Source organism: Mucilaginibacter lacusdianchii (genome assembly GCF_009770985.1).
GTDB lineage: Bacteria > Bacteroidota > Bacteroidia > Sphingobacteriales > Sphingobacteriaceae > Mucilaginibacter > Mucilaginibacter lacusdianchii.
Map to the genome: position 1 here is coordinate 1 of NZ_WSRW01000004.1, position 14,671 is coordinate 14,671.

General features: G+C 43.3%; 12 protein-coding genes. 7 read left to right on the forward strand and 5 right to left on the reverse strand.

Going from position 1 to position 14,671, the window contains the following annotated elements:
* Nucleotides 1-96: 96 nt before the first annotated feature.
* From GPM24_RS18620 to GPM24_RS18630, 3 genes are all read left to right on the forward strand, one after another.
* Entirely contained in the window at nucleotides 97-759 is a 663-nt protein-coding gene (locus tag GPM24_RS18620; RefSeq protein ID WP_158828663.1) for a DUF4159 domain-containing protein, read from the forward strand.
* 62 nt (nucleotides 760-821) lie between these two features.
* The gene (locus GPM24_RS18625) at nucleotides 822-2,426 is read left to right on the forward strand and encodes a CotH kinase family protein (RefSeq protein ID WP_158828664.1); all 1,605 of its coding nucleotides are present in this window, start codon (nucleotides 822-824) and stop codon (nucleotides 2,424-2,426) included.
* 197 nt (nucleotides 2,427-2,623) lie between these two features.
* Nucleotides 2,624-2,845 carry a hypothetical protein gene (locus GPM24_RS18630; RefSeq protein ID WP_158828665.1) on the forward strand — a complete coding sequence of 74 codons (222 nt, stop codon included), beginning with the start codon at nucleotides 2,624-2,626 and terminating at the stop codon, nucleotides 2,843-2,845.
* Nucleotides 2,846-2,896: 51 nt separating this feature from the next.
* On the opposite strand, the gene GPM24_RS18635 is transcribed toward GPM24_RS18630, so the two are convergent.
* Both GPM24_RS18635 and GPM24_RS18640 read right to left on the reverse strand, forming a co-directional pair.
* Nucleotides 2,897-3,640 (reverse strand): zinc metallopeptidase, encoded by a 744-nt coding sequence (locus GPM24_RS18635; protein WP_158828666.1) that lies wholly within the window; start codon nucleotides 3,638-3,640, stop codon nucleotides 2,897-2,899.
* A 146-nt stretch (nucleotides 3,641-3,786) separates the two neighbouring features.
* The gene (locus GPM24_RS18640) at nucleotides 3,787-5,094 is read right to left on the reverse strand and encodes a UDP-N-acetylmuramoyl-tripeptide--D-alanyl-D-alanine ligase (RefSeq protein ID WP_158828667.1); all 1,308 of its coding nucleotides are present in this window, start codon (nucleotides 5,092-5,094) and stop codon (nucleotides 3,787-3,789) included.
* A gap of 153 nt (nucleotides 5,095-5,247) precedes the next feature.
* Here GPM24_RS18640 and GPM24_RS18645 point away from each other — a divergent pair, with 153 nt between their 5' ends.
* The 3 genes from GPM24_RS18645 (at nucleotide 5,248) to GPM24_RS18655 (ending at nucleotide 7,014) form a co-directional block, all read left to right on the forward strand.
* Nucleotides 5,248-5,556, forward strand: coding sequence for a hypothetical protein (locus tag GPM24_RS18645; protein WP_158828668.1), 309 nt, complete (start codon nucleotides 5,248-5,250; stop codon nucleotides 5,554-5,556).
* Between the two features lie 74 nt (nucleotides 5,557-5,630).
* Nucleotides 5,631-6,083, forward strand: a complete 453-nt coding sequence (locus GPM24_RS18650; RefSeq protein WP_158828669.1) for a tail fiber domain-containing protein — start codon at nucleotides 5,631-5,633, stop codon at nucleotides 6,081-6,083.
* A 127-nt stretch (nucleotides 6,084-6,210) separates the two neighbouring features.
* Entirely contained in the window at nucleotides 6,211-7,014 is an 804-nt protein-coding gene (locus tag GPM24_RS18655) for an SDR family NAD(P)-dependent oxidoreductase (protein ID WP_158828670.1), read from the forward strand.
* A gap of 96 nt (nucleotides 7,015-7,110) precedes the next feature.
* Here GPM24_RS18655 and GPM24_RS18660 read toward each other — a convergent pair whose 3' ends face one another.
* Nucleotides 7,111-7,416, reverse strand: coding sequence for a GIY-YIG nuclease family protein (locus GPM24_RS18660; RefSeq protein WP_158828671.1), 306 nt, complete (start codon nucleotides 7,414-7,416; stop codon nucleotides 7,111-7,113).
* 151 nt (nucleotides 7,417-7,567) lie between these two features.
* Nucleotides 7,568-9,718, reverse strand: coding sequence for a DNA helicase RecQ (gene recQ / locus GPM24_RS18665; protein WP_158828672.1), 2,151 nt, complete (start codon nucleotides 9,716-9,718; stop codon nucleotides 7,568-7,570).
* A 111-nt stretch (nucleotides 9,719-9,829) separates the two neighbouring features.
* Here recQ and GPM24_RS18670 point away from each other — a divergent pair, with 111 nt between their 5' ends.
* Nucleotides 9,830-12,325: a M14 metallopeptidase family protein gene (locus tag GPM24_RS18670; RefSeq protein WP_233268903.1), complete on the forward strand. Its 2,496-nt coding sequence runs from the start codon at nucleotides 9,830-9,832 to the stop codon at nucleotides 12,323-12,325.
* A 190-nt stretch (nucleotides 12,326-12,515) separates the two neighbouring features.
* On the opposite strand, the gene dcp is transcribed toward GPM24_RS18670, so the two are convergent.
* Nucleotides 12,516-14,642: a peptidyl-dipeptidase Dcp gene (gene dcp, locus GPM24_RS18675; RefSeq protein WP_158828673.1), complete on the reverse strand. Its 2,127-nt coding sequence runs from the start codon at nucleotides 14,640-14,642 to the stop codon at nucleotides 12,516-12,518.
* Between the last annotated feature and the right edge of the window lie 29 nt (nucleotides 14,643-14,671).

Below are 14,671 nucleotides of genomic sequence, written 5' to 3' on the forward strand. Positions count from 1 at the left end.
CTAACGAGAAATCTTTTGAAAGCGATTAACTTGTGCGCTTTAAAAAGATCTCTCACTGCCGTTCGAGATGACAGTAGGATTGAGAGGGAAATTGTCATGAAATACAAAGCACTAATCATTGTTATTTTAGCACTTTTGCTGAGCAGCTTTACGGTAAGTCCACCTACCTATACCTTAGCACGCCTAAAATATAACGGTGGTGGCGACTGGTATGGTGATCGTACTGCCTTGCCTAATCTGATCAAATTCTGCAACCAGAATCTTAAAACCAACTTTAGCCCTGAAGATGAAACGGTGGAGGTAGGCAGTGCCGAGTTGTTTAACTATCCCTTTGTGTTCATGACAGGGCACGGTAATGTTATCTTCTCTGACTTGGAAGTACGTAACCTGCGCAAATACTTAACCGGCGGCGGCTTTTTGCATATCTGCGATAACTACGGGCTGGATAAGTTTATTCGCCCGCAAATGAAAAAGGTATTTCCTGAACTAGACTTCGTGGAACTGCCGCTTAATCATCCCATCTATCATCAAAAATTTGATTTTCCGAACGGTTTGCCCAAAATACACGAGCATGATGGTAAGCGCCCGCAAGGATTTGGTTTGATTTATAAAGGCCGCCTGGTATGCTTTTATGATGTAGAGTGCGATTTGGGCAATGGTTGGGAAGATGCTGGCACCTATGCCGGCGATAGCCAGGAAGCCCGTATAAAAGCATTAAAGATGGGGGCTAATTTAGTGAAATATGCACTAATTCAGTAAGTGTTACCAACTACTTTAATGTGCTAAGTATTAGCTATATTTGCTGATATTTTGCCGTAGCAATGCTCAATCTTTACCCTATCAATTTGAATAAGTACTTTTGTGCTTTATTGATTTTAGCAACTTTATGTGGTTGCCGTAAATACGACACTGTAGCAACTTCGCCGGATGAAAGTGTGCCAGGCACAGGTACAATTACAGATGTATCAACAGCGGCTATTTCATCAGCAAAAATTGAACTTAAGAACAACTTAGGTAAAATTACCGAAGATATACCGTGTACAATCAACTCCAATAACGAAATTACAGCAGTACTGCCTAATACCGATGATTCTAAAAAGCTGGTATTAACCTTTGCTACCCGTACAGAGGGCGTAACGGTGAAGAATAAAGATACGCTGCTAGTGAGCGGTAAAACTGTTACTAACTTTAGTAAACCTGTTAACCTGGTTACCCTGGCTACCGATGGCAGCACCAAAACTTATAAGGTAATGGTGAAATTATTTACCGGTTTGCCTATACTGCGGTTAACCACCTCGGGACCTATTATGTCGAAAGATAATTATGTAAAAGGCACAATGGTGGTTGACCCTAATATGGAATTTGACCAGCCTGTAACCACTATTCCGTTACAAGCAAAAGGGCGGGGTAACTCTACGTGGATGTTATATCCTAAGAAACCTTATCGCTTAAAGTTTGATAACAAAACAGCAATGCTGGGTATGCCAGCCGCAAAAAACTGGGCACTGCTGGCTAATTACAATGATAAATCGTTGATGCGTAACCGTATTGCCTTAATGCTGGGTCGCAGATTGGGTGCCGATTTTACATCAGATAGTCGGTTTGTTGAGTTGTATTTGAATGGTGATTACGTAGGCAATTATTTACTAACTTCACACGTGGAGGTAAACGAAAACAGAGTAAATATCAAAGAACTTAAACCAACTAACACATCAGACGAGGATATTACAGGTGGCTACCTGCTGGAACTGGATCAGAAGATGGATGAAACGTATTGGTTTAAAACCAGCCAGGGCTTACCATTTAGCGTAAAATCACCAGAAGATATTACGCCACAACAATTAAAATACATAACCGGCTATATGCAGGTTACCGAAAATGCGCTGTTTGCCACAAATGCTAATGACCCGGTAGAAGGTTATGCCAAGTATATCAATGTAGACTCGTTTTTGAAATGGTATCTGGTAGAAGAAATTTTTCAGACAACGGATGCCCGCGATTTTAGCAGTATATTTTATTACAAAGACCGTAACGGAAAGCTGGGTATGGGACCTATCTGGGATTTTGATACAGCAGCAGGTAACGTTGATTATGCCGAAACCAAAAATCCTGCAAGTTTCTGGTATATTAAATACGGAAAGTGGTTTGAGCGTTTATCTAAAGATCCTGCCTTTGTTGCAAAAGTGAAACAAAGATGGGCACAGATTAAAGATAATGAGGTAAAACAAATGTTTACTGATATTGACGAAACTGCTCAATACTTGAACTTATCGCAAAAACGCAATTTTACCAGGTGGCCAGTTTTAAATACCTATGTTTACCCTAATGCTGTAGTAACCGGCAGTTATGATAAAGAGGTAGCCTACTTGAAAAACTTCCTGTCGCAACGGGTAAACTGGATGAACAACAATATCGCTTACTGGTAGCAGGTTCAAAATTATAAAGCAAAAAGGCGCTGTGTTAACAGCGCCTTTTGCATGAAAGAATAATTTAATTTATGCGGTTGTTGTTAGGCAGCAATACATAATACAGTAGGTTGAACCACAATTTTTGAATTTATAGAATAAAGAGAATGCATATAGCTTAATGGGCTTGCAAATGATAGCCAAACTTAAGCCGTGTTATGCTGTTACTCTTGGAAATTCAGCAGCAAGTTATGGCCAAAATTATTGTACTCACCGAAGCGCCCGACAATCGCAAGTTATACTTCAGTACGGCGCACATCCGATATTTTTATGAAGCGCCCGACTTTGATGGCAATACCACCAAAGTTTTTGTAGGCGACAGCAATTTTGACGTCATTGAATCGGCCGAAACTATTCGCGAATTGTTAACTGCCGATTAAATAGAAAAGGCCGCCTGTTTATCAGGCGGCCTTTTCTATTTAAAATCATCTTTAATTTCTGCGATTACTGTTTAGCAGTGACACATAGTACAGCAGGGTAGCCAAGGCACTCAAAGCAGCTACTACATAAGTCATGGCTGCCCACCACAAGGCGTCTTTAGCTTCATTGTGTTCTTCCTGGGTTTGCATTACGCTGTAATTGTTGTTCAGCCATGCTAAGGCGCGTCGGCTGGCGTCAAACTCAACGGGTAAGGTTACAAAGCTGAAGGCAGTTACAACGGCCAGGGCCAGCACACCAATAAATAATACAATAGCATTGCCCGAAAAGAACAGCAGCATTACCCCAATCATCAGAGTCCATTGTATAATGGTAGAAGCCGTGGTAACCAGTGGCACCATAGCCGACCGGAAACCTAGCCATGCGTATGATTTTGCATGTTGTACCGCATGCCCGCACTCGTGTGCGGCTACCGTTGCTGCGGCTACGCTTCGGCTGTGGTAAACATCCGGACTTAAGTTTACGGTTTTGTTTTCGGGGTTATAATGGTCGGTCAGTTGTCCTTCAACCGACATTACCTGTACATCGTAAATGCCATGGTCGCGTAGCATGCGTTGAGCCACCTCAGCACCCGATAAGCCGGACAGCAGCCCAATTTCAGAATACTCTTTAAACTTGCTTTTGAAACGCCATTGCACACCTAAACTCACCAAAGTAATCACAATCATTAGCAGCCAGGCCGAGTTAAATCCGCCGCCGCCAACTATATATGCGGTTATGAATTGTAAATGCTCCATATATACATAATGAGCAAAAAGTATTCCGTACTATTATGGAAGCTGCTTGCGGTAAGTGCAATACTTGGAATACCGTTTCATCTGTCATTAATGCAGTTTGGGTATGCAAAAATGACTTGCTGAATTAACGCATGGCTAAATGCTAACTAAAGAAACTGCACCAGCCGTTCCAGAGCCATACCCCGCGAACCTTTAATCAGTACGGTTGAATTAGTAATCGGTACGGTTTGTAAAGCTGCTATGGCTTCTTCGGCAGTACGATAAAACGTTGCCTGATAGTTTTGCCGCTGCAAGTAAAATTCTTCCCCTATAAAGATGTATGAATTAGCTACGGTTTCTAGCGCAATTTTAATGATGGCTTCATGCTCGGCAGCGGCCTCAAGGCCCATTTCAAACATATCGCCCAAAATCATCACTTTATGCGCAGCCTGCATTTTAGCCAAATTGTCTATGGCTACTACCATGCTGCTGGGGTTGGCGTTATAGTAATCGCAAATAAGCGTATTCGTAGCGGTTTTTACAATTTGAGACCGGTTGTTTTTAGGCTGATATTCGGTAATGCCCTGATTGATTTGCTCGGGGTTCAATTTGAAGTAATCGCCAATGCAAATAGCCGCTAAAATATTAGGCAAGTTATACTCACCGGTTAGTTGTGAGTTTACGGCATATTGGGTAGGGGTATTTTGCTTACCCCATGCTAGAGAAAGAAACGGCGCATTGGAGGTTAATGTACCTATAACGGTATTTAACAGTGATTTTGTGCCGTAGTATACAACATTTTCCAGGTCTCGGGTCTCTTGCATCTCCAGCAAAGCCATACTGTCTGCATGTACAAAGGCAACGCCACCCGAGGCTTTCAGGTAGTCATATAATTCGCCTTTACCTTTTTTAACGCCTTCTACGCCGCCAAATCCTTCCAAATGGGCCTTGCCTACATTGGTAATTAACCCGTGGCTGGGCTGCGCAATGGTACACAATAGTTCAATTTCTTTTTGATGATTAGCCCCCATTTCAATCACTGCCATTTCATGCTCTGGCTTGATGGAAAGTATAGTAAGCGGCACACCAATATGATTGTTCAAATTGCCCTGCGTGGCCAGTGTATTAAATTGTTGCGATAGTACGGCATTAATCAGTTCTTTGGTAGTGGTTTTGCCGTTGGTGCCGGTTAGGCCTATAACCGGTATTTGCAATTGCCGGCGGTGGTGCCGGGCCAAATCCTGCAGGGTGCTTAATACATCATCTACCAGTATGCAGCGATCATCTGTTTTAAAATCAGCATTATCAATCACCGCGTAGGCGGCACCGGCTTCCAGCGCTTGTTGGGCAAAGGTATTGGCATCAAACTTATCGCCTTTTAAAGCAAAAAACATACTGCCGCGAGCAATTTTGCGGGTATCTGTACTGATAACAGGGTGCTGCAGATATAACTGGTAGAGTTGTTGAATTTGCATAGCACAAATATAAAATTAAACGTCAGGTTATGGCAATGTCAAATTTTACTTAGTCCTTCCAATTAAGCTTCGTACAACTTTTTAGTGGTATAAATTGTATTAACTTTGTAATGCTAAATTCAAGAAAGCGTGCTGTTTAAGAGTTTAAAATATATGACTTTGGTTGTGATTCTTGCCGGAATTCTGGAAAGAAGTCATGTGCCGGTTTTGTCGTTGTTGTTAAAGCATACGTTTGAATTAGCCAGCACCGGTGATTCCTGCTCCGAAGAACCGGCTAAAGAACTGGAAAACCTTAGAGAGTTTTCGGCCAAAGAATATATTCATCAATTGGTTGTTTTTCGGTTTGAGTTACCTGTGTTTAATTTAAATACAGAATCTGCTGTCTTTACCAAAGCTAAATTCCCATATTTCTTCTACCCGGATGTGCCTACACCACCGCCTAACGGTTACTTACTTAGTTAGCAATTTTATGGTGTATACATGTTCCTTTAAAAAAAAGGACTTGTAAGTCTTTTGATAAATTTAAAAAAACGAAAATGAAATCTTTTAAAACCGTAGTGTTGGCGGCTATCTTGTCGGCTTTTACTACTATAGCCTTTGGGCAAACTAAACTTGACGATAAACAGGCAAAAAGCAATGTTACGCCCATCAATGGGGCTTTACAATCGGTAAATCGCTTGCAGCCGGTAACTTATAATTATAACTCAGAACAGCTAAAAGGCATTAATCTGCCTCAGGGTATGCAGTACGGCTTTGTGGCTGATGATGTACAAGCTGTATTGCCGGGCCTGGTAAAAACAGAAAGCAAGCTGGTGCCTTCGGGTAAAAATGCATATCGTTCAGTAAATATGAAAACAGTTGATATGCAAAGCTTAATACCGGTATTATTGGGGGCTATAAAAGAGCAGCAACAGCAAATTGAAGAGCTACGGGCCGAAGTGCAATCTCTCAAGCAAAACCGTACATCAACCAGCAGTACTGGTGAGTAAGGTTAATTAAACTATAATAAGAAAAGCCTTTGGTATAAACTAAAGGCTTTTCTTATTATCACCAAATTGAAGCGGCCGATATAAATAATTTCAGGTCATTTCAACTATTTGCCATAGCTTTGGGTTAGTGAAGTCGCTCAATTTTAACAATAAATGGATTTTGGTAACCGGTGCATCATCCGGTTTAGGTTATGAAATGGCCCGTCAGTTAGCCTACCAGCACAAAGCTAACCTGATTATTGCCGCCCGGCGTGCCGATAAATTAAACCAGCTGAAAGCAGAACTGGAGCAGCAAGCAGGCGTACAGGTAAAGGTTGTTGTGGCCGATTTATCTGTGCAGGCTGATATTGACCGCCTGATTAGCCTAAGTTTGGAAGGGCAGGAGCTTTACGCCGCTATTTTAAATGCTGGAATTACCTACTTTGGTCCGCATATTGAAATGCCCGAAGGTGATTTTGAGCGCATTTTGCAAACCAATGTCATCAGTGTGGTGCGTATTACCACCCAACTGGTTAAGCACTTCGAAATAGCAGGCAAAGAAAGCGGTGTGATGATTGTATCCAGCATGGCCGCACTTTATCCGCCACCGTATCAAGCTGTTTATGCAGGCACCAAGGCCTTTGTAATGAATTTTATTAACGCCTTGCAGTACGAGTTAAAAAATAAGCAATTGTCTCTCACCGTTTACGCCCCCGGCGGTATTGCCACCGAAATGACCGAAGGTGAGAAATTCAACGAATTAAAAGCTTGGCTAATGCCAGTAGAACAGGCGGCTAAAGAGGGCATCGCGGCGTTGCAAAGCCGCAAATATAACCACATTCCCGGGCTGCTTAACAGGGTTGGCAGTAAGTTTATGAAACTATTGCCCAAAAGCTTTATTGTTGGACAATTGGGCAAAACGTATCAGAAATCGTTAGATAAGTTGAAATAGTAAGGATTGTTGATACTTACTAATAATGTCATTTCGAGTGATAACGAGAAATCTTATACGCTATACCTTGCAGTCGTATGAGATTCTCATGCTTTTCTAAGCCTCTATTACTTCTCTATTTAAAAATAGTACTTCTGGATTTATAGTCTTTACCAAAGCAACTTTCTTTTCCCTCCGCCACTTCTTTATCTCTTTTTCCCGTGCTATGGCATATTCGATATGGGTATGGCGTTCATAATAAATGAGATGATGGCAATAATATTTGCCTGCGAAAGTAATAGGGTTTCCCTTGTTAGCTTCGTGCTCTTGTAGCCGCCTAGTTAAATCATCAGTAACACCTATATATAAAGTGTTTTTAGATGTATTGGTTGTGATGTATAGGTAAAAGTTGTAATTCCACATATGAAAGAGATATAAATAAGACCTATTTTTTTAACGGTGATTAGAAACATTGTAAGCCAGGTATTGCCTATCTATATGCTACTTTATAGCGTATAAGATTTCTCACTGTCGTTCGAAATGACAAAATATTAGTGTACGTGTAATCATATGCTTAAACCACTTCCCGCTTCATCCAACTCACCATCGCTTTAATTTCCGCATAACTGTAACTATCACCCAAAACTTCTTTAAGTGGTGCTAACCGTTCGGCACCATAACTTTCAATAGCATTTTGTATCGCAGGCATTTTATGCTCGGGTACCATTTCGGTAACTCCCATCTCACCGCTTTGAATAAAGCTGCACAAGTGACTCTCAATAGTGTTAGTAGACAAACTGCGTTGTGCGGCAATTTCGGCAATGCTTTTGCCCGAGCGGTACAGCTCAAAACTCTCACGTTGCGTGTTGCCCGACGATGGCCGGCTGGCTTTTGGCTTAGACGAACCGGCTTTAACCCGTTTGCTACTAATTTGGGATGACAAATTATGTTGCTGGCAATAGCTGACTAAAGCTTCCAGGAACTGCTCGCCATAACGCTTTAATTTTACCTCGCCAAAGCCCGATATGCGGCCCAGATCCTGCATGGTTTGCGGCAAATAAGTAGCCATTTCCAGCAGCGTAGCATCCGACAGGATAATGTAAGCTGGTACGTTTTCATTCATAGACAGGTTAAAGCGGATAGATTTTAGGTCCTGTAACAAACCGGCTTCGTATACCGGTGTCTGAATATCTTCAGCTACTTCTATTTCTTCAGCTTGCGTAAACTCTACTTTTTGCTGGCCTTTTAAAACAGCATCACTGTTGTCGGTTAGTTTTAAGATGGGATAAGCATCTTCCGTAACCTGTAATAAGCCTTGTAGTACCAGCTGACCAATATAGCGCTGCCAATCGGCTTTGCTTAAATCAGCACCAATGCCATAGGTTTTCAGTTGTTTATGTTCATCACGGATTTTTTCGCTTCGAGAGCCGCGCAGAAAGTCGATCACATAAGTAGTGCCAAAGCGCTGATTTAACCGCACCACAGCCGATAATGCTTTTTGGGCGATGATGGTGCCATCAATTTTTTTAAATTCGGTAAGGCACACATCACATGAACCGCAATGTGCCGGAAACTTTTCATTAAAATAATGCATTAAATACTGGCGGCGGCAGGTTTGCAGCTGGCAGTATTTTACCATATCATCCAGCTTTTTGAGCATAATACGGCTTTGCTCTTCATTACCGTCTACCCGTGCAAAACGCTGTAGCTTAAAGGCATCACCAGCCGAAAAAAATAACAGTGCTTCGGACGGTAAACCATCGCGACCGGCGCGACCGGTTTCCTGGTAATAGCCTTCGATATTTTTAGGTAAATCATAATGCACCACATAGCGTACGTTCGATTTGTTGATACCCATACCGAATGCGATGGTAGCCACCATGATTTTAATCTCATCGCGCAAAAACTTTTCCTGATTGCGGGCCTTGGTGTCATTGTCTAATCCGGCGTGGTAAGCCTCGGCCTGGTAGCCCTGCGCTTTCAGGTCGCTGGCTAAATCCTCGCATGAATTGCGCGACAAGCAATAGATGATGCCGGAATCTTCTTTGTGCGATTCCAAAAAGTCAAGCAACTGGCGATAGCTATTCTTTTTGGGTGCTATCTTGTAGCTGATGTTGGGCCGGTTAAAGGATGAAACGAATTCTGCCGGATTAGCCAGCGCCAACTTTTCTTTGATATCCTGACGGGTTACCTTATCGGCTGTAGCGGTTAGCGCAATTACCGGTGTTTTAGGAAACTCTGTTTTAAAATGAGCCAGCATCAGGTACTCGGGCCTGAAATCATGGCCCCAGTGTGAGATGCAATGTGCCTCATCAATAGCAATTAAGCTCACATTGAGCGATTTTAAAAACGCTACCAACCGGCTTTCTGAACTGAATAACCGCTCGGGCGCCAGATACAACAGTTTGATATCACCTGAACGTAAACGGCTAATGATATTTTGCTGCTCATCACTGCCTTGGGTGGAGTTTAAGTAAGCCGCAGGGATGCCATTGATGTTCAACGCATCTACCTGATCTTTCATCAACGCAATAAGCGGCGAAATAACAATGGTTAAGCCGGGCAACAGTACCGCTGGTAACTGGTAGCACAATGATTTGCCGCCGCCGGTAGGCATCAGCACCATGGCATCGCCACCGTTTAAAATTTGTTGAATGATGGCTTCCTGCTGGTGCCGGAATTGGGTATAACCGTAGTATTTATGTAGAGCCTGTAAGGGTGTCATTTATGATAGCAAAGGTATTAAGATACTAAAAATTATGGTATTTATCTAGGATAAATTGTGCCGACCGGAAACTTATTTACCAATATTGTTTATTAGCTTAGCCAGTACCTTATGATGAAAAAATTTTACGCTTCATTTATTGTTTTATGCTGTGTGGGGAGCGCTTTTGCACAAGCTTTGCAATCTCCTTCACAGTTTTTGGGCTATCCGCTGGGCAGCCAGTTTACCTACCACTACCTTATAGCCGAGTACTTTAAGTACGTGGCGCAAAACGCTAAAAATGTAAAGCTGGTACAGTACGGCAATACTAACGAAGGCCGTCCGCTGATGGTGGCGTTCGTTGGTTCGCAAGAGAATATTGACCGTTTGGAAGATATCCGCCAGCATAACCTGTACTTGGCAGGCTTAAGTAGCGGACCCGCTACGTTGAGCAACACACCGGTTATTGTGTGGGAAAGTTATAATGTGCATGGTAACGAGCCTAGTTCGAGCGAAACGGCTATGCAAACTTTGTACGATATGGTAAACCCAGCGGATAGCCGTACACAAGCCTGGCTTAAAAATACACTAGTGGTAATTGACCCATGCCTGAACCCCGACGGGCGCGATCGTTATGTGAACTTTTACAATCAAAATCGTGGCGCTGTGCCAGATGCAAACCCCGCATCGCGCGAGCATATAGAGCCTTGGCCGGGCGGTAGGGTAAATCATTATTATTTTGATTTGAACCGCGATTGGGCCTGGCAAACACAAAAAGAAGTACAGGGACGTGTAGGTTTATATAACCAATGGCTACCCCAAATTCATGTTGATTTTCATGAGCAGGGTTATAACAACCCTTACTACTTTGCGCCAGCTGCCGAGCCTTTTCATAAAGATATTACCCCCTGGCAGCGCGAGTTTCAGGTAACCATCGGTAAAAACAACGCCAAGTACTTTGACCAGCATGGCTGGATGTATTTTACCAAAGAAGAATTTGACTTGTTGTACCCATCTTACGGTGATACCTATCCTATTTATAATGGGTCTATTGGTATGACTTATGAGCAGGGCGGCCACTCGGCAGGCGGTTTAGCCGTGGTTACCCGTAGCGGTGATACCTTAACACTGGCCGACCGTATAGCGCACCATCACTCTAACGCCTTAAGTACGATTGAAGTGGCATCGGCGCATGCTACCCAGGTGATTAACGAGTTTAAAAAATATTTTGATAACAGCCGTACCAATCCACCAGGTGTTTATAAAACATACATTATCCGTAATGAAAATGCCGACAAATTGCAGGCACTGGCGCAGGTGTTAGATAAAAACAAAATACAATATGGCTATGGCGTAAACCGTACGGTAAATGGATACAATTATTTTACCGGAAAAACTGAAAGTTATACGGTAAGCCCTGCCGATTTGGTGGTGAACGCTTATCAGCCCAAAGCGGTATTGCTAAATGTGCTTTTAGAGCCAAAAACCTTTGTAGCCGATTCAAATACTTATGATATTACAGCTTGGTCTTTACCATACGCATATGGTTTAAGGGCATATGGTTTAACGGAGTCTATTAAGCCGGCTACTACCGTAAGTCCTGCGGCTACGGCTGCTGGTGCGGTAAATGGGCAGGCCTATGCTTATGTATCTACTTGGCAGTCAGTTGCGGACGTAAAATTCCTGGCGGCTTTGCTAAACAAGAATATAAAAGTACGTTACAGCGCAACGCCGTTCGAGGCAGGCGGCAAGAAGTTTACAGCAGGGTCGTTAATTATCGCGCGCACCAGTAATAATACAGCCGATTTTGATAAGAACATTATGCAGCTGGCTACTGCTTATCACCGAAACCTGGTTCCCTTAAGCACAGGTTTTGTAGATAAAGGTGCCGATTTAGGTTCGGGTGCCATACGTTATATGGACAAGCCCAAAGTGATGTTGTTGGCGGGCGAAGGAGTATCGGCCAATGCTATGGGCGAAGTTTGGCACTTTTTTGAGCAGCAAATTGGCTACCCAGTAAGCTTGGTACGCTACCGCGATTTAAACCGTACCCGCTTAAGTGATTTTGATGTGATTATTGCACCTGATGGTTATTATGAGGATTTAGATTCTGAAAAAATACAGAACTGGATACGCGATGGTGGCCGTTTGATTGCCATGGAAGGTGCCGTATCGCAGCTGGCCGATAAAAAAGGCTTTGCATTAAAAAGCAAGGAAGATAAAAAGGACGAAAAAGCTAGTAAAAATGTTGCGGTAAGACCTTATGAGAATCGCGACCGCGAAGCTATCCGCTATAACATTCCAGGGGCTATTTACAAAGTTTACTTAGATAATACCCATCCGCTAGGGTATGGCTTTCCTAATTATTATTACAGCTTAAAGTTAAGCACTGATGCTTATGATTACCTGGGTGATGCCGGTTGGAATGTAGGTGTTTTGAAAAAAGACAGCTACACATCAGGCTTTGCCGGGCAAAAAGCAAAGGAAAAGCTAACCAGCGGTATGCTGTTTGGCGTACAACAAATGGGCCGGGGCTCGGTAATATACTTAACCGACGATCCCCTGTTCCGCAGCTTTTGGGAAAATGGCAAGCTGCTGTTCAGTAATGCAGTATTTATGGTTCAATAAGTTTATCAATTTCCTAAAGGGAGATATATAAAAGATAAGAGGCGGATGTTCAATGAACATCCGCCTCTTTATTGCTTTAAACCTGTCATTGCAAGAAACGAAGCAATCTCGTCGTATGTTGAACAAACGCGATGAGATGGCCACGCTAACGCTCGCAATGACATAACTTTATTTAATCACACACTATCTGCTATTTCAGCAATCCTCTTTGTTTCAGCATCGGCTTAATGTCCGGCTCATGACCGCGGAAGTTGCGGAACAACTGACCCAGTTCAACTGTGTTACCACGAGACAGAATCATGTCGCGGAAACGCTGGCCGTTTTCGCGGGTTAATCCGCCATGCTCGGTAAACCACGAGTAAGCATCGGCTTCCAGCATAGACGTCCACATGTAAGCATAATAGCCGGCGGCATAGCCGTTACCCCAAATATGCGAAAAGTAGGTAGAGCGATAACGCGGCGGAACTTGCGGCAGGTCTAAGCCGGTTTTGTGCAGCGCATCGGCCTCGAATTTATCGGCATCCTGTATAACAGTGTCGGGCGATATGGTGTGCCATTGAATGTCCAGCAAATCGGCAGCCAGAGCCTCGGTGGTTACATAGGCTTGGTTAAACGAGCTTGCTTTTTTAATTTTTTCTATCAGTTCCTGAGGCATTGGCTGTTTGGTTTGGTAATGCAAGGTATAATGCGGCAACACCTTCGGATCTAGCGCCCAATGCTCATTAAACTGCGATGGAAACTCTACAAAGTCGCGTGCGGTAGCCGTGCCCGAAATGCTAGGGTATTGCTGACTGGCAAACATGCCGTGCAAGGCATGGCCAAACTCATGAAACATGGTTCGCACATCTTCAAAACTTAACAACGCCGGTTGGCCCGCGGCAGGTTTGTTAAAATTGCATACATTGTAAATAACTGGTTGTGTACCCATCAATCTGGATTGTTCAACTAGGTTGCTCATCCAGGCACCGCCGTTTTTGTTATCGCGTTTAAAGTAGTCGCAATAAAAAAGCGCTAAGTAGCGGCCATCCTTATCAAAAACATCAAATACCCGCACATCTTCCTGGTATACCGGCAAATCTTTACGCTCTTTAAAGCTAATGCCGTAAAGCAGATTGGCTGCATAGAATACGCCGTTTTGCAACACACTGTTCAACTCCAAATAAGGTTTTATCTGACTTTGATCCAGGCTGAATCGTTCCTTACGCACCTGCTCAGCATAAAAGTTCCAGTCCCACGGCGCTAGTTTAAAACCGCCGTTTTGTTGATCAACCACCGTCTGCAAATCGGCTGCATCCTGGCGTGATTTAGCCGTAGTGGCGGGCGCAATTTGGCTCAAAAACTGTTCTACAGCCGATGGTGTTTTAGCCATCTGATCCTGCAACTTCCACGCAGCATAGCTTGGATAGCCTAATAGTTTTGCTTTTTTGGCCCGTAGCTGTGCAATGCTTATAATGGTAGGGCGGGTATCATTAGCATCACCTTTTTCGGCACGTGTCCAGCTGGCTTCAAACAGCTTTTGGCGGGTGGCGCGGCTAGTTAGCAATTGCAAATCGGGCTGCTGGGTAGTGTTTTGCAGGCTAAGTAACCATTTGCCGGTTAAGCCTGCGGCTTTTGCATTTTGCGCAGCAGCTTCGATGGCCGCATCCGATAGTCCGGCCAGTTCAGCTTTGTCGTTAACAACCAATCCGCCTGCTTTATTAGCAGCCAGTAATTGATTGCCGAATTTGGTGGTTAATGATGCTTCTTCCTGGTTATATTTTTTTAAAGTTTCTTTATCTGTATCCGATAAACGCGCACCTGCCTGAACGAAATTTTGGTAATAGTATTCTACCAATCGTTTAGATTCGGCATCCAGCTTTAACTGGTTGCGCTTTTGATAAATACTTTCTACCCGTTTAAACAGTTTGGTATTCAAGTAAAGCGCATCATTATTAGCTGCCAGCTTAGGGGCTTCTTCTGCTTCTGTATTTTGCAAATCCGGATTGGTATTGGCTCCGGTAAGCAGGTTAAATACGTGAGACACCCGCGATAGTAGCTGGCCGCTTTTTTCTAAAGCAACCAAGGTGTTTTCAAAAGTAGGAGCGGACGGATTGTTCGCTATCTTTTGTATTTCAATTTGTTGCTGCCGCATGCCCTCTTCCATAGCAGGCTTAAAGTCGCTGTTTTTTATTTTGTTAAAAGCAGGCGCCTCAAAAGCTAACTTGCTGGCAGCATAAAATGGGTTGGTGGCGGGTAAGCCGCCGTTTTGTGCGTTGCTGATTTGAGGCATGGTAACACCCAAAATAGCCGCAACAGACAGATAAGACAATCTTTTCATGAATTACACAATATCGTTTTTGATGAATT